The 15,769-nt window shown below is 62.0% G+C and carries 14 protein-coding genes; 10 read left to right on the top strand and 4 right to left on the bottom strand.

Going from position 1 to position 15,769, the window contains the following annotated elements; all coding sequences use genetic code 11:
- The first annotated feature begins 28 nt into the window (after nt 1–28).
- Complete coding sequence (locus tag ACWF6P_RS26230; RefSeq protein WP_452623032.1) at nt 29–361, top strand: SDR family NAD(P)-dependent oxidoreductase; 333 nt, start codon at nt 29–31, stop codon at nt 359–361.
- A 14-nt stretch (nt 362–375) separates the two neighbouring features.
- Here the strand turns inward: ACWF6P_RS26230 and ACWF6P_RS26235 are convergent, their stop codons facing one another.
- The gene (locus tag ACWF6P_RS26235) at nt 376–1,104 is read right to left on the bottom strand and encodes an NUDIX hydrolase (protein WP_007733069.1); all 729 of its coding nucleotides are present in this window, start codon (nt 1,102–1,104) and stop codon (nt 376–378) included.
- 102 nt (nt 1,105–1,206) lie between these two features.
- Between ACWF6P_RS26235 and nadA the strand changes: the two genes are divergently transcribed.
- Genes nadA through nadC form a run of 3 tightly spaced genes read left to right on the top strand, consistent with a single transcriptional unit; the run spans nt 1,207 to nt 4,684 of the window.
- Nucleotides 1,207–2,244 carry a quinolinate synthase NadA gene (nadA, locus tag ACWF6P_RS26240; protein ID WP_283304452.1) on the top strand — a complete coding sequence of 346 codons (1,038 nt, stop codon included), beginning with the start codon at nt 1,207–1,209 and terminating at the stop codon, nt 2,242–2,244.
- Nucleotides 2,241–3,812: an L-aspartate oxidase gene (locus ACWF6P_RS26245; protein WP_378449612.1), complete on the top strand. Its 1,572-nt coding sequence runs from the start codon at nt 2,241–2,243 to the stop codon at nt 3,810–3,812. Before nadA ends, ACWF6P_RS26245 begins: the two co-directional genes overlap by 4 nt.
- On the top strand, nt 3,812–4,684 hold the full coding sequence (gene nadC / locus ACWF6P_RS26250) for a carboxylating nicotinate-nucleotide diphosphorylase (RefSeq protein ID WP_452623033.1): 873 nt from the start codon (nt 3,812–3,814) through the stop codon (nt 4,682–4,684). Before ACWF6P_RS26245 ends, nadC begins: the two co-directional genes overlap by 1 nt.
- Before the next feature lie 6 nt (nt 4,685–4,690).
- Here nadC and ACWF6P_RS26255 read toward each other — a convergent pair whose 3' ends face one another.
- Complete coding sequence (locus ACWF6P_RS26255; RefSeq protein ID WP_452623034.1) at nt 4,691–5,599, bottom strand: LysR substrate-binding domain-containing protein; 909 nt, start codon at nt 5,597–5,599, stop codon at nt 4,691–4,693.
- A 71-nt stretch (nt 5,600–5,670) separates the two neighbouring features.
- Between ACWF6P_RS26255 and ACWF6P_RS26260 the strand changes: the two genes are divergently transcribed.
- From ACWF6P_RS26260 to ACWF6P_RS26285, 6 genes are all read left to right on the top strand, one after another.
- The gene (locus ACWF6P_RS26260; RefSeq protein ID WP_452623035.1) at nt 5,671–6,564 is read left to right on the top strand and encodes a 4-hydroxy-tetrahydrodipicolinate synthase family protein; all 894 of its coding nucleotides are present in this window, start codon (nt 5,671–5,673) and stop codon (nt 6,562–6,564) included.
- A 48-nt stretch (nt 6,565–6,612) separates the two neighbouring features.
- Complete coding sequence (locus tag ACWF6P_RS26265) at nt 6,613–7,911, top strand: DUF222 domain-containing protein (RefSeq protein WP_452623036.1); 1,299 nt, start codon at nt 6,613–6,615, stop codon at nt 7,909–7,911.
- 140 nt (nt 7,912–8,051) lie between these two features.
- Nucleotides 8,052–8,558, top strand: coding sequence for an N-acetyltransferase family protein (locus ACWF6P_RS26270; protein ID WP_452623037.1), 507 nt, complete (start codon nt 8,052–8,054; stop codon nt 8,556–8,558).
- Nucleotides 8,559–8,651: 93 nt separating this feature from the next.
- Nucleotides 8,652–10,643 carry an ArnT family glycosyltransferase gene (locus ACWF6P_RS26275; RefSeq protein ID WP_452623038.1) on the top strand — a complete coding sequence of 664 codons (1,992 nt, stop codon included), beginning with the start codon at nt 8,652–8,654 and terminating at the stop codon, nt 10,641–10,643.
- Between the two features lie 34 nt (nt 10,644–10,677).
- Nucleotides 10,678–11,916 carry a hypothetical protein gene (locus tag ACWF6P_RS26280; RefSeq protein ID WP_452623039.1) on the top strand — a complete coding sequence of 413 codons (1,239 nt, stop codon included), beginning with the start codon at nt 10,678–10,680 and terminating at the stop codon, nt 11,914–11,916.
- 91 nt (nt 11,917–12,007) lie between these two features.
- Nucleotides 12,008–12,511, top strand: coding sequence for a GbsR/MarR family transcriptional regulator (locus ACWF6P_RS26285; RefSeq protein WP_317826419.1), 504 nt, complete (start codon nt 12,008–12,010; stop codon nt 12,509–12,511).
- A 36-nt stretch (nt 12,512–12,547) separates the two neighbouring features.
- Here ACWF6P_RS26285 and ACWF6P_RS26290 read toward each other — a convergent pair whose 3' ends face one another.
- Together ACWF6P_RS26290 and ACWF6P_RS26295 are read right to left on the bottom strand one after the other, a co-directional pair.
- Nucleotides 12,548–13,579 (bottom strand): iron-siderophore ABC transporter substrate-binding protein, encoded by a 1,032-nt coding sequence (locus ACWF6P_RS26290; protein WP_452623040.1) that lies wholly within the window; start codon nt 13,577–13,579, stop codon nt 12,548–12,550.
- A 201-nt stretch (nt 13,580–13,780) separates the two neighbouring features.
- Nucleotides 13,781–15,640, bottom strand: a complete 1,860-nt coding sequence (locus ACWF6P_RS26295; RefSeq protein ID WP_452623041.1) for a DUF4012 domain-containing protein — start codon at nt 15,638–15,640, stop codon at nt 13,781–13,783.
- Nucleotides 15,641–15,769 lie beyond the last annotated feature (129 nt).

Consider the following 15,769-nt stretch of genomic DNA (forward strand, 5'->3'; position numbering starts at 1 on the left):
AAGTTTGATTCCGACTGGAGGTTCCGCAATGAGTGTTTCAGAGATCGCCCCGAACAGGGGAGTTGTACTTGTCACGGACATCGGATTCGAGCACGGTGCGCGCACTGCCGCCGAGTTTCTCGACGCCGGGTGGAGCGTGGCAGTCACCGCGCGGACGGTCACCGAATTGGTGCGCGTCATGGCGGGAAAACCCGCCCATCGCTTCTTCGCGATTGTCGCCGATCCGACGGATCGTTGGCAGGCTGATCGGATTCTCGATCGGGTGACGACACGGTTCGGTGCAATCAACCGGGTCATCGATCCGGCCGGCGCCGTGACCTCGGTGTGGCTGCAACGCGGAAATCTCGAAGCTGTTGCCTGACAGTGTGATCGGTGTCAGCTCGGGGGCCGTAGTGCGGCAAATTCGTCGGTGACCCGCAAGGTGGAGTCGGTGAAACGGTACAGCGCCGGTGGACGTCCACCCGACTTGCCGGACGGTGCGGTGTTGCCGGTGGGAGTCAGAACGCCTCGACGCCCCAGTACGCGTTGCAAGTTGGTGGCATCGACCTGGTAACCGAGTGCAGCGCAGTAGATTTCGCGAAGCGTCGACATCGCGAACTCTTCGGGCGCCAGCCCGAATGCGATGTTGGTATAGGAGAGTTTTGCAGCCAGTCGATTGCGCGCGTGCCGCACCACGGTTCCGTGGTCGAACGACATCTCCGGCAATTTCGAAACGGGGTGCCAGGCAGTGTCCGGTGGAAGTTGTGGATCGGCACTGAGGGGAACGAGTCCGAGGAAGGTCGACGCGATGCGGCGCGGGCCCGGCACTCGTTGTGGATCACTGAAGACGGAGAGTTGTTCGAGGTGGGCGACCTTTCGTAGGTCGACCTTCTCGGCGAGGAGTCGTCGAGCGGAGGTCGTCAGGTCCTCGTCGTCGCGCAAGGTGCCCCCGGGCAGGGACCACGTGCCCTTCTGCGGGTTGAGTGCACGCTGCCACAGCAGCACGGCCAACTCTTCGCGTCCTTGTGGGCAGTGATCGCCGTCACCTGCGGCGATGCTTGCGGGGAAGGTGCGAACTTGGAACACCGCTGCAAGCACTTCGTGGGTGGTGTTACTATTGGGCACGTTTTCGATCCTAAGTCGAAAACCTCGAATACGGAAATCCGGGCCAGCCCGTCCGGATTTGAACTGGGTGACGAGCCCGGGTTCACGGTGAAGGAGAACGCCATGACGACCACGACGTTATGGGAGGGATCGGCCTCGCAGATTCACGACGGCCCCGGCGGATACAACGGAGTCGAAGCGACCCCCGAGTGGGCCGCTGAGATCAAACGTCTGGCTCGCGAACGCGGCGCGACGATTCTTGCGCACAACTACCAGCTGCCTGCGATTCAGGACGTCGCCGATCACGTCGGAGATTCCCTGGCGCTCTCGCGAATCGCGGCCGAGGCACCCGAGGACACGATTGTCTTCTGTGGTGTGCACTTCATGGCCGAGACCGCGAAGATCCTGTCGCCGTCCAAGACCGTGCTGATCCCGGACGAGCGGGCCGGCTGCTCGCTGGCCGACTCGATCAATGCCGAGCAGCTTCGTGAGTGGAAGGCCGACAACCCGAACGCGCTGGTGGTGTCGTACGTGAACACCACGGCAGAGGTGAAGGGACTCACCGACATCTGCTGCACCTCGTCCAATGCCGTTGACGTGGTCAACTCGATCGATGCCGACCGCGAGGTGCTGTTCCTGCCGGACCAGTTCCTGGGAGCCCACGTCAAGCGCGTGACCGGCCGTACCAACATGCAGATCTGGGCGGGCGAGTGCCACGTGCACGCCGGCATCAACGGTGACGAGCTGACGGCCAAGTCCAAGTCGCACCCCGATGCCGAGCTGTTCGTGCACCCTGAATGTGGTTGCGCCACTTCGGCTCTGTACCTCGCCGGCGAAGGCGCGGTCCCCGCGGACAAGGTCAAGATCCTCTCCACCGGCGGAATGCTCGACGCTGCCCGCGTCACCAAGAGCAAGCAGGTTCTGGTCGCAACCGAGATCGGGATGCTGCACCAGTTGCGTAAGGCGGCGCCCGACGTCGATTTCCAGGCCGTCAACGACCGCGCATCGTGCCCGTACATGAAGATGATCACGCCTGCCGCGTTGCTTCGCTGCCTTCTCGAGGGCAAGGACGAGGTCCACGTCGATCTCGAGATGGCCAAGCGTGCACAGAAGTCGGTGCAGCGCATGATCGAGATCGGTAATCCGGGCGGCGGCGAGTGACCAGCCCTGCCGGGCGTTTCGCCTGGGAGGCCCATGCCGACCTGGTCGTCGTGGGAGGCGGTGTTGCCGGCCTCACCGCAGCGCGCACCGCTTCTCTGCGGGGACTGAAAGTACTCACTGTCAGCAAGGGTGGTCCGACGGACACCTCGACTCAGTACGCGCAGGGTGGCATCGCGGTCGTCGACGATCTGAATACGGATTCCGTCGAATCGCACGTTGCGGATACGTGTGAGGCCGGCGTCGGTTTGTGCGACGAGGAAGCCGTCTATTCCATCGTCGAAGCTGGTCACGATGCTGTTGCAGCGCTGGCCGCGTTGGGAGCGGTGTTCGATCGCGGGCGAGACGGAGAGGTGTCGCGCACCCGCGAGGGTGGGCACAGCACACGTCGGATCATCCACGCCGGCGGCGACGCCACGGGCGCGGAAGTGCAGCGGGCTCTCAATGCTGCCGGCTTGCCCGTCCTGTTCGGTGCGGCGGCAGTTCAGGTGGTGACCAACCGCCGTGGGGTGTGTGGACTCATCGTCTCGTCCCCGGAAGGGCTCGGTGTGATCCATGCACCAGCGGTACTGCTCGCTACCGGCGGACTCGGTCAGCTGTATGCGTGCAGCACAAATCCGCCAGGCGCAACTGCCGACGGAATCGCGTTGGCACTCGAAGCTGGTGCGGCGATTGCGGACCTGGAGTTCGTTCAGTTCCATCCGACGGTGCTCTTCACTCCGGGTGGGGTAGGCCGCCGACCCCTGATCAGTGAGGCGGTCCGCGGCGAGGGTGCGATTCTTGTCGACACCAACGGTGATTCGGTGACCGCAGGTGTTCATCCGCTGGGTGATCTCGCCCCGCGTGATGTGGTTTCGCGGGCAATCGCAGCACGCCTACGAGATCTCGGCACCGATCACGTCTATCTCGACGCACGAAAGCTCGACGGTTTCGATTCGAGATTCCCGACCATCACCGCGTCCTGCCTCGAAGCCGGTATCGATCCACGCACCCAATTAATTCCGGTCGCTCCGGCCGCGCATTATTCGTGCGGGGGAGTCGCCACCGACGTCCATGGACGAACGGGAGTGCCTGGACTCTACGCAGCGGGTGAAGTGGCTCGCACGGGATTGCACGGCGCGAATCGCCTTGCGTCCAACAGCCTTCTCGAGGGTTTGGTAGTCGGGGAGCGTGCAGGAATCGCAGCTGCCGAGCGTCGCGATGTCCATGCCGAAGTGGTCAACGTGGTGCGCAAGCCGATGCCGATCCTGCCGCGAGAGACCGTGCAGTCCGTCATGACGGCACACGCGTCGGTGGTTCGCGACGGAGGCGGTCTCCAGACTGCGCGAGCCGCGCTTGCCGACGCCGAACAGACAGTGGCGGTGGCCGCTCCGGACCTCGAAGACGCGGCGCTCACACTGACAGCGACTGCACTGGTCGACGTGGCCGTGGCGCGAACCGAGAGCCGTGGCTGCCATACCCGCACCGACTATCCTGAAACAGATCCGAATCAGCGTCGCAGCACTCGGATCAAGATGGGCGCCGATGGAGCGCTCGAAATACCCGACATGTTGTTGACAGGAGTTCATTGATGACCGAGCAGAAGATCCTGCCCGCGCCGCTCGACCGTGACGAGCTGCTCACATTGGTCAGGCTCGCTCTCGACGAGGATCTGCGCTATGGCCCCGATATCACCTCTACCGCAACGGTTCCCGCTGACGCGGTCGCGAAGGCTTCGGTCGTGTCACGCTCATCGGGTACCGTCGCCGGCATCGACGTCGGACTGCTTGTTCTCGACGAGGTGATCGGCGCGGGTAACTACGAGGTAGTCGATCGGGTCTCCGACGGAACTCGGGTTGCGCCAGGTCAATCGGTGCTCACCGTAGTCGCGCCCACTCGCGGACTTCTCACGGCAGAGCGGACGATGCTCAATCTCGTCTGCCATCTCTCGGGGATCGCCTCGGCGACATCACAGTGGGTCGACGCCATCGCCGGCACTCATGCCAAAGTGCGCGACAGTCGAAAGACGTTGCCAGGCCTGCGCTCGCTGCAGAAATATGCAGTTCACGTGGGCGGGGGAGTCAACCACCGCATGGGGTTGGGTGACGCCGCATTGATCAAGGACAACCACGTTGCTGCTGCCGGTTCGGTGGTTGCTGCACTTCGCGCTGTCCGCGAACTCGCGCCGGACATCGAATGTGAAGTAGAGGTCGACAATCTCACTCAGCTCGATCAGGTGCTGGCGGAAAAGGTCGAACTTGTTCTGCTGGACAACTTCCCGCTCTGGCAGACGCAGATTGCGGTCCAACGCCGCGACGCTGTTGCTCCCGAAACCAAGCTCGAGTCCTCGGGCGGTCTCACCATCGACGTTGCCGCAGAGTACGCCCGAACCGGCGTCGACTACCTGGCCGTAGGTGCACTGACACATTCGGTGACGGTGCTCGACCTCGGACTCGACATGTAAGTGTCGCTAGTGCTCGGCGTCCAGCAGTAGCGGGACTGCCGAGCGAAGCGCGCTTGTCACGGTTGTGACTGCCGGGTGTGCGTCGGAGCCGGCTCGGTGGGCGATCTTGGTCCTTCGCCGAATAGGCATCGGCGTGAGCTGCACTCCCGGTGGTGGATGACTTGCTCCGAGTTCCGGGACCAGTGAAACTCCCTGTCCCGCAGCAACGAGGGCGAGAACAGTGGCGAACTCGTCGATGTGATGACGCACTTTCGGTGTGAACCCGGCAGCTTGGCACGCGCGAATGGTCATTGCGTGGCAAGCGGTTCCGGGGATCGCGGTAATCCAGGGACGTTCTACGCAGTCGGTCAGCGATGCGACAGCGTTACCTGGATCTGACTCGATGTCACTCGACGCGAGGTACACGGCTTCGCTGCACAGCGGCAATGTCGTCAGGCCCGGTTCGGTGGGGCGAGGGACGAAGTCGTAGTCGTGAATCAAAGCCAAGTCCAAATTCCCGGCTCGTAGCGCGTCGGCGACGTCGGCTGGGTCGATTTCCGAGACCATCGGTTCCAATCCCGGGTGCTCGTGCGACAGTGCGATCAAGGCCTGAGGGAGGATCGCGCGTGCGGCGGTCGGGAAAGTACCGATCCGTAGCGGTCCGGCGAGGCCACGACGAGCGTCGACCAATTCACCCGATGCCTGTTCCAGGCGTTGCAGGATGACTTCGGCGTGACGTGCGAGGTTCTCGCCTGCCGGCGTGAGGCGCACCCGACGCCCCGTGCGTTCCAACAGAGGAACGCCGGCTTCACGTTCGAGAACGGCCAACTGCTGCGACACGGCAGAGGGACTGAATGACAACGCCTCCGCGACGGCAACGATGGTGCCGCGCAGCGCTAGTTCACGCAAGAGCCTCAGTCGACGAACATCAAGCATCAGCTCAGCTTACGCTCGACGATGGAAACGCGAACTAGACCTACAAGGTTTGTTGGGTGAGGCTGAGTTCTATGACTACTGCTCGAATTGACCTCGCCGGAATCCATGTCCCTTTGATCACCCCGTTCGAGAGCGGCGGTCGTATCGCAACCGCCGCACTCGAACGGCTTGCGCACCAGGTTCTCTCCGATGGTGCGGTCGGACTCGTTGCGCTCGGGACGACGGCGGAGAGCGCAACGCTGACGGAGCAGGAGAGAGTGGCCGTTCTGGATACCTGCGCGAGCGTGTGCCGTGCGCGGGGCGCGACGTTGATCGTCGGCGCTGGCGGTAGCGACACGGTGGGCAGTGCGCGGGCGCTCGACAGTCTGAGTCGGTGGCCGGAGGTCTCGGCGGCGTTGGTTCCGGTTCCCTCATTCACGAGGCCGTCGAAAGCCGGTGTGGTGGCGCATTTTACGTACCTGCAGGAATCGAGCCCGGTACCGCTCGTCGTCTATCACGTGCCGTACCGAACTGCGTGCGATTTGGACGGTCGCACACTGCGGGAGCTGGGAGCGTTGCCCGGGGTTGTTGCTGTGAAGTATGCCGCCGGCAGTATCGACGCAGCTGCCGTCGAACTCTTCGCGGATCTTCCGGACGACTTCGCCGTACTGGCCGGGGATGATCTGTTCCTCGCACCGCTCCTGGCCTTGGGTGCGTCCGGCGGCATTTTGGCGTCGGCTCATGTGTCGACTGGTGACTTCGTCCGCTTGGTAAAGGCTTGGGACAGTGGCGATGTGGACAGTGCTCGCGACCTTGGACGACGATTGTCGAAGCTGTCCGGGGCCCTGTTTTCCGAACCGAATCCGACTGTGATCAAGGGTGTGTTGCATGCGTTGGGGCAGATTCCGACGCCCCAAGTGCGATTGCCGTTGCTACCGGCGAGCGATGAATCGGTGGATCGAGCGATGGAGATCTATCACTCTTGACTCGAACGCATGTTCGAGTATTGTTGGGGGTGGGGATCGGGGGATTCAATGAGTGTCTTGTCGTCGGACGTGGTGTCTGGCTCGGCGGTGGGGTTACGCGGACGACTGTGGCAGCTGGCTGCCGCCGAGTTGCGCGCCGCAGCTGTCGAGGCGAGTGCGGAGATTCTGCGCCTGGAAGCGGTGCGGGTGGCGGTGGTGGACGAACTGTCGATGCGTCCGGATGATCAGGTGATTGCCAGCCGCGGCGTCGGTGCGTGGTTGGCGGCCAACACGATGCTGCAGGTTCGAGACGGGAAGAAGATCGCCGCCCTGGGCGCGGCACTGCGGCCGTTTCCGGCGGTAGCGGCTCGGTTCGATTGCGGGGATTGCTCGTTCGAGCACGCCGTCTTGATCGTCGCGTTTTGTGAATCCCCGCCGAAGGGGATGCCGGACGAGGCGTTACCTCGCTGCATCGACCTGCTGCTTGCGGCAGCCTCGGGGGTGGAGGCGACGACGACGAAGGTGCGGCACGTTATCGCGACGTTGGAGCGGGTGTTCGAATCGGATGAGATTCCGCCTGCCGAAGATGTCGATCGGAACGAGCTCCGTATCGCCTCGACACTTAATGGTCGGGTGGTGGTTCGTGGGGATTTCGACGCTCTTACCGGCGAAATGTTGCTGTCGGCGTTGTCGAATCTGACGATGCCGACCCCGGCGCCCGATGGAACTCCCGATGCCAGGTCGGCGGCGAAGCGGACCGCGGACGGGTTCACCGAACTGATCCGCCGGTACCTCGACTGCGCAAAAACCGGAACCGATGGTGGGCAACGTCCGCACGTGAACGTGCACATCAACGCCCGTGATTTGGCTGAGCATCGGGATTGTGCCGCCGCGCCTACAGATGGTGAAGAGTCCCCGTCGGATCTTGATGTCGGGCACATGCCATGGCTGGGACCACTCTCGGTGTCGCAAACGAGGTTGTTGGGGTGCGATTGTTTCCTGTCGACCGTCCTGCTCGATGATCACGGGGCGCCGCTTGATGCGAAACCCGGAAAACGATTGGTCAACGCCGAACAGAGAGTGGCGCTGATTGCCCGAGACAAGGGCTGCGCGTTCCCGGGGTGTTCTTGCGTTCCGGCGTGGACCGATGCGCACCATATCCGGCACTGGGCAAACGGCGGTCCGACAGTGATGAACAACCTTGTCCTGCTGTGCCGTTCACATCACCGCTTGATGCACCGTAAATCCGGGTTCGTCGGCAAGTGGGACATCAGAATGGGTGTCGACAACAAACCGTGGTTCATCCCGCCGCCCTCGATCGACCCGCAGCGGCACCCCAGGCCGGCGAACACCACCTTCAAAACCTGACCGAGTGGCGGGACCCGTTCAGAGACATAACTTCACGCCGTTAGGCTCCATCTCGCAGATACATCCGAGGCGGAGCCTAGAGGTCGTGCCGCTGTGGGCCGCACCTGTGGATGGTCGTATCGAGGGGAGGGATCACGACTGTGGACGTTGTTCGGGCGATCGCAAGTGATGCGCCGGCGATCTTGGCGCTTCGGCATGGGGCGGAAGACTGGTTGGCGGAACGTGGAATCGCTCAGTGGCGTCCACGCGAAGTGTCTCTCGAGCAGATCGAGGCCCAGATTTCGCGAGGGGAGTTTTATGTCGCGCGAGACCAGGGGCAGTCGAGGATCGTCGGTGCGCTGAGGTTGATCTGGTCAGACCCTCAGGTTTGGCGCGATTCGGATGAACCTGCAGGCTACGTGCACGGATTGGTTGTCGATCGAGCATTTTCGGGCGACTCGATGGGTGAACGCTTACTGCGCTGGGCGCGTCGACGGTCTGTAGAGGAGGGTGCGCAGTACCTGCGGCTCGATTGTGTGGAAACGAACGTGCGATTGCGTCGCTACTACTTGAACGCGGGTTTTACAGAGGTCGGGCGTCGTGACTTCGGAGATGATGCCGACAACGGTTGGTTCAGCGTCGTGCTGTTCGAGCGCGCTCTGACCTGAGCCATTCACAGCAACCTTCCAGCCGGGTCCCAGTGCCGCCAGGGTTGGAGACGCGATCGTTGACAGGACAGTAACTCGTGAAGGGACTTCCTGATGACCGCCGTTCTGCATCCGGCCCCACCTCAGCGGCCGGCACCAACTGCCCATCGAGCGGAGCCCTCGCTGTCGTGGTTCCGCACTCGCCGTACAGGATTGGCGCTGACGACCCTGTTGGCGGCAACGGCGTTCCTGTATCTGTGGAATCTGACCGCGAGTGGATACGCCAACACGTTCTACGCTGCGGCTGCGCAGGCCGGCTCACAAGATTGGAAAGCGTGGTTCTTCGGGTCCCTCGATACCTCGAATTTCATCACGGTCGACAAACCGCCCGCTTCGTTGTGGGTCATGGGTCTGTCCGGACGGATCTTCGGATTTTCGAGTGCCAGCCTTCTAGTTCCGCAGGCATTGATGGGCGTCGGATCGGTTGCGCTCGTGTATGCGGCCGTCAAACGAGTGGCGTCGCCCGCTGCGGGTCTTGTGGCGGGAGCTGTGTTGGCCGCTACGCCGGCTGCCGCCCTGATGTTCAAGTTCGACAATCCTGATGCACTGTTGGTTCTGCTCATGACTCTCGCCGGCTACTTCGTGATTCGGGCAATGGGTACGGCGATGGGTCGACGAGCCGCGATGTGGGTAGCCCTCGCCGGTGTTGCGCTGGGGTTCGCTTTTCTCACCAAGATGTTGCAGGGGTTGATGGTATTACCTGCATTCGGAGGTGCGTATGTGATTGCCGGACAGGCACGTCTGCGAGCTCGCTTGGTCCACTTGGCGATCGGAGCCACGGCTGTTGTCGTATCGGCCGGTTGGTGGGTATTGGCAGTGTGGCTGTGGCCTGCGGATTCTCGCCCGTACATCGGTGGGTCGACCAACAACAGCGTCATGGACTTGGTGTTGGGATACAACGGATTGGGTCGACTTTTCGGTAACACCGGTGGCGGTGGCGGAATGAACGGTGGCAGTGCAGGTTCGAGCTTCGGGGGGAGTACCGGATTGGAGCGGCTGTTCGGCAGCGAGATGGGTATACAGATTTCCTGGCTGATACCTGCGGCACTGATCGCAGTGGTGTTCGGACTGCTCGCTCGGGGACGCGCACCGCGCACAGATCTTCTCCGCGCGTCGTTGATCCTTTGGGGTGGTTGGTTTCTCGTTACCGGCCTGATCTTCAGCTATATGTCCGGCACGATCCACCCCTACTACACAGTTGCGCTTGCGCCCGCCGTCGCGGGGATGATCGGGACCGGTGGATACGCTCTGTGGTTGGTCCGTGCCCGTTGGATCGGACGTTGCGGCTTGGCTGCGATGATGCTGGCCGCAGGAATCTGGAGTTGGGTGTTGTTGCACCGCAATGCCGACTGGCTGCCGATGCTGAAGTGGATTCTGTTGGTAGGCACGATCGTCGGCGCGATCCTGGTTCTCGTGGGAGCCAAGGATCGATTCCGAAAGCTTGCTGTCGCTGGATTGATCATCGGCTCGTTGGCAGGGATAGCAGGTTCGGCGTCTTACGCGATTGCCACTGCCGCAGCCGCGCACGGCGGATCCATTCCGACAGCCGGACCCGCCGGTGCGGTGTCCGATTCCGGAATGGGCGGGGGAGGAGGTATGGGTGGGGGCCCAGAGCTGCGAAACGGTGACGCTCCGCCGAATTCTTCTGACGCGACTGTAAATCCGGCGTCGAACGGGCAAGAACTGAGTAGCGGCAGCGAAAGTGCTTCCGAGTTGACGGCAATGCTGGTCAATGCGGGCACCACGTGGTCGGCCGCGACCAACGGTTCGCAAAGCGCAGCAACCTACGAGTTGGCCAGCAATACCGCGGTGATGGCGATCGGCGGTTGGAGTTCCGATCCCGCACCGACATTGGATCAATTCATCCAGTACGTGGCAGACGGAAAAATTCACTATTACATTGCCGGTGGCCAGGGCGGAAGCCAGAGAGAGGGCCAAAGCGGGGACAGCACGTCGAGTGCCATCCAGGAATGGGTCGAAGCCAATTTCGGATCGACGACAGTGGGAAATTCCACGGTGTACGACCTCACTGGGTATGTCGGATAGTGACGTAGTTGTTACCGTAGGCAATGATCGAGAAATGTCTGGGCACACCGCACACGAGTCGAACCGTCGTCGCGAGCAATGGACCTGGCGCGACGGGCTGGTGATCGTCTCGATCGTCGCATTGGGAACTGTTGTCGCGGCGGTGACGAACGAGGACACAGGCACGTCGATTCCTGGCTGCGATTCGGTTGAATCGCCGGGTCCGCCGGTACGATTCAACTACGGTTCCGCGGGCGAGCCTGGCTATGACGATCCGGACTATCCGTGGTTCTCGGGGCCGAAGGCCACCGCCATGAGCGACGCGTTACTCCAATCGTTGCCTTCAGCTGTCGAGGTTGTATTTGCGAGTCCGTCGAAATCGTTCGAGTTTGCGCCGATCCAGAATTTCCGGGGTGCATCGTTTCCTGACGGGGTCGACCCGATCGAGTTCAGCGGTTCGACGAGGGCAAGCGGGGCGGTAAGTCGCGGCGGGCAGACGGCCGATGTCTCGGTTCACGTTCGTGCATGGGATCAGCCGGTGCCGCCGTGCTTGGAGGGTCTTGTGGATCGGCGGGAGCATCTCGCGAACGGAACAGTGCTGGACATTGCCGATTTCGAGGACGAAGTCGCGTCGGATGCCGGGGCCAAGCGAGGTGTCGTCGCGTATCTCGGCGACGGATCCCGGGTTGTTGCCAGCATCGACACGTCGACGGAGACTTCGACGGATACTGGTCCGCTTTTGACGATGGACGAACTGATCGGGCTCGCAACCGCGCCGGGGCTTGCGGTGACTGCGCCGGTTCCAGACTCGACGCCGCCGCCGATGGCATCGTGCTACACCGATTCTGTGAATGCCGGTCCACCTGCGACGCGCATGGATGTCGACCGACTGAATCAGTTGCTCGATGCACGTTGGAAAGATCTCGGCGCGGCAGGCGTCACCTTGGAACGCCCACTCGGTTCGTTGGTTCCAGATGATTACGGACAGGGAGGAGTGTGCGAGCGAATCGTCGCTTCGACAGCGGACGGCAGCAGCGATGTCGAAATATCGGTTGGTACCGCTGTGCCGGAACCGGGTGAGACACTCACGTTGCCGGGCTCCACCGCCGTGACTCGCCTGGTCGATCCTTATGGCTCGGGCGACAACACGGTCCGTGTTGTCCACCCCTCCGGCGAAACCGTCGTGGTGACCCAGTTCGTGAAATCGGCTGGCTCCACTACAGCGCCACCCTTGACGACCGAACAACTCGAGTTCATCGCAACCACTCCAGGACTGATGCTTTCGGTTCAGTGAGTGTGGTGCTGGCACAATAGTGGCGGATAGTTCGGACCCAGTTTGTTCGGACCGGTTTTGTTCGTACTCAGTGACGTCGGAGGCTCAACGAATGGGCGATGCCAGCCCTGCTCGCGGTGACGATTTCTCCACCTGGTTCATCGACCAGTTCTCCGTGTACTGGCAGTCCGGTGGTGGGGCTCGTATCGAAGGTCGGATTGCGGGCTATCTGTTGATCAGCGAGTCGCCAGGGGTCAGTGCCGAAGAGTTGGCGCAGGCACTCGGAGCAAGTCGCGGATCGGTGTCCACCTACATTCGCCGGTTGATCGACCGGGGCTTCGTCAAACGCACACGCAAGCCTCGGGATCGGACTCACTACTACGTCATGGATTCCGACGTGTGGGGCGGATTCCTCGAAACAGAGCACGTGTATCTCGAGAATCAACGCAAGCTTGCGACCGAGGCGCTGCAATACGCAAACCCCAACGGTCCCGCGTACATTCGTGTGCTCAACATGCGCGATTACATGGGGTGGATCATCGACAATCGCATGCTGAGCAGTGAGTGGATGCGATTCAAGAGCGAACGTGACGGCAAGAAGCCCGCATCCGAATAGGACGCGGGCTTCTCGATCGCACGGTGCGTATCTACATCACTTGTTCAGCTTCGCGATTGCCTCGTCGATCATCGGTACGTAACGCTCGAGCGACCAGGGCACGGTGAGCGGGTTGATCATCGAGGAACCCGTGACGAAGGGCTGTTCGGTCGGAGCGATCACAGTTCCCCGAGCCACGGCGGGGATGGCCTGGTACGCGGGCTGCGCTTCGATCTCGGCCCGATTGGCCGGGTCCGAGTAGAAGGTGAAGAGCAGGTCGGACTTGTCGAGGAGGTTTGCGTTCTCCAGGCCAATGACGGCTGAGTCTGTTCCTTCCGATTCCGTCAAGGTGTAGACGACGGGATCCACCTGCAAGCCGAGTGCGCGGACCATGGCCACACGCTGCTCTTCGGCGAAGAAGACGCCGAGCGTTCCCGGGCCCGTGTTGTAGATGAAGGAGAAGCTGACGTCGGCGTAGTTCGGATGTGCTGCAGTCGATTCCGCGAACTGCGACTTGATCTTGTCGATTTCGGCCGTTGCCTTCTCGGATTCACCCATGGCTTTGCCGATGACGTTGATCTGCTCTTCCCACGTGATGGTCCACGGACTCTCTGCGTAGGCGACGGTCGGCGCGAATGCGTTGAGTGAGTCGAACTGCTGCTGAGTGATGCCGGACCAGGGCGCGAGGATCAGGTCTGGTTCGAGAGCGATGATCGCTTCGATGTTGAGGTCCGTTCCGCCGGTGAACTGCTCGGGCAATTCGCCACCTTGCTTCGTGACCGCTTCGTGGACCCACGGCAGATATCCGGTGTCGTCGCTGCCCCATGAGTACTTTTCGACGCCGACCGGGATTGTGCCGAGCGCGATCACAGTCTCAGCCGATCCCATGCCGAGGGTCACGATTCGCTCGGGCTTTTCCGTGATGACGGCGTTTCCGAGTGCACTTTCGATGGTGACGGTGTCGAAGTCGCTGTTGCCTGATTCGGTTTCAGCGTTGTTGTTGCTGCATCCACCGACCACTAGGGCGGCAATGACCAATCCACTCAGCGCCACAGTTCGGCGAAGTGAGCGCACACGGGCGTATCGCATGAGGAACCTTCCGTTGTCGATGCGCCGAGGAGTGAGACTCCGACGGATCGCAGCCGACGGCCGGTTCCAGGCGCGTCAGGAAGCATAGGCTAGCCTAAGCCAAAGTTTCAAATCTGTTGAAAGTTCATCGAGGGCTGCCGAAAGACGCTGATCGGCAAACGTCCGCTCGGAAGGGGAGCGATAGACGTTTGCCTATCACGTTCAGCAGGTAGGCACGTCGACCGTGATCCTCGGTTCGTCGACCAGCGGCTGGACCGGTACGCGCGCCTCGCCCTCGGCTGTGGGCTCGGTCAGATCGAACTTCAGTTCAACAGTCTGTCCTCGCGGAATGACGGCCCTCGTCATGTAGGCCGGGTGACCCTGCTCTGATCCGTTGACGGCAAACGAAATCTGCCCGCCCACCGAGACCGCGTCGAGTTTTGCTCCGGTCGTTGCCAGCAGGGTGACTGCGGCCACGTTGGTGCCCTTGGGCAGTCGTCCGGGGTTGTCGACGATCCCGCTGACGTATTCGGTCAGGTCGGCGTCGGGTGCGTTGTTTGTCAGTCGAACGGTGACCGTTGTCTTTCGGGTGTCGCCGGTGCACGTCTGCGCTGTGTAGTCGATTTCTCTTGTGAGGTAGTAGTCGAGCTTGTTGCCGGCTTGGTTGTTGATCACCACACCGGCATACGGCGCCGAATCTCCGGGGATGGTATGACCGAGGACCGTGTCGGCGAGCACCGATTGTTCGTCGGGGTGCGAGCTCCACACCGCGATTCTGCCCTCGCTGACGCCCTTGCCCAGTGCTTCCAGCAGTGCGCTCGGGGACTTGATGTTCCCGGTCATCTTCTCGACGACGCGGGCCGCGATCGTCTGCAGATACTGCTTTCGTGCCTTGTTGTCGGAAGGGAAGCGTGCATACGCGGTCGACTCGGTCAGTTCCACGACGTTGTCGGCCGTCACCGACTCCCCGTCGGGCATCTTGATCGGCCCTACCGCTTTCAGAATGTAACTCAGGGCTATCGGATCGGTCGCTATCGCACCGTCGACCATCTCACCCCCGGACTCCTGTGACCACAGGGACTGCCAGATCTGTGCCGCGTAGGGAAAGTGTGAGCTTAGGTTGCTGTTGCGAGAATCGGTGGTCGGGCGACTTGTTCCGTACAGCTGGTTGAAGTCAGGACCAAGGTCTATCGGTTGATTGTCCAGTGTTAGTTCGGAGTTGGGGGAGAGTGTGTCCACCCTAGCGGCGCCGTCGCCGACTCGGACGATGCCGTATCCGCCCAAGAGGCCACCGGTTCCGCGGGCTTCCGCATTGGTCTGGAAACCGATGAAGTAATTGCGCGGTCCGTCGGTGCCGAGCATCGCCGGTGCGATGCGAGCCGCTGTGGCGGTGTTCGTCAACAGGGTAGCCAGTTCGCTTGTCTGCGACTGCAATTCTGCTCGGGCATCGTTAACTCGGCCCAGGTACTTCGATTCGGGAACTTCCTGTGCCTGCGACGACAGCAATTCCGCGGCGATAGCTGTTTCGGCCAGTTTCGGTTCTGCTTCGCGTAACGGTGCGAGTGCCAAGCGTCCGCCGGGCTGCACCAATTCCGTTGGTGCGAGTGAAGTTCCGACAGTGACAGCAGGACCGAGAACGTCACGCGTGAGGCCCTGAACGACCTCGGTCATCTGGCGCGTCGAGTCGAAGGGCGACCCGATGACCGGAACAGCGGCGGCGATGTTCCAGGGAAGCGAATGGGTGTTGTCATAGGCGGTCGACGCCGCGAGATCGGCTTCCGCCGCGGCGGACTCTGCGACCCCCGTATCCCCGGCAAGGAGTGCACTCTTTGCCGATTGTGCATGGTCGCGAGCCGCTTCCAGGTTGCCCTGCGCCTCGTATGCCGTGTACCCGAGCCAGGCCACAAAACCGCCCACGACCAGTGTCGATGCCGTGATCGCGACTGCAGTTCGGTGGCTTCGGAGAAATGCAGCCGACCCCTTGGATTCGCGCTCCGGACCGCTCGGCGGGATGTTGTCGGAGTCGATCGGTTCAGCCCCGGAATCGTCGTCGGACTTTGGTCCCACCGTGTCGTTGTTCATCCGCTGAAGCTCCTGACGTTTGAGTGCGTGAAAGCTGCGTCGACATGTCTAGCAGTGTTGGCCCGGTGGTGAAAACTTAGACGAGACAGTAGGGTTCGGTTCGGCCGTTCGTGGTGTTCGCTCCCATGG

The organism is Rhodococcus sp. NPDC055024, assembly GCF_053608585.1.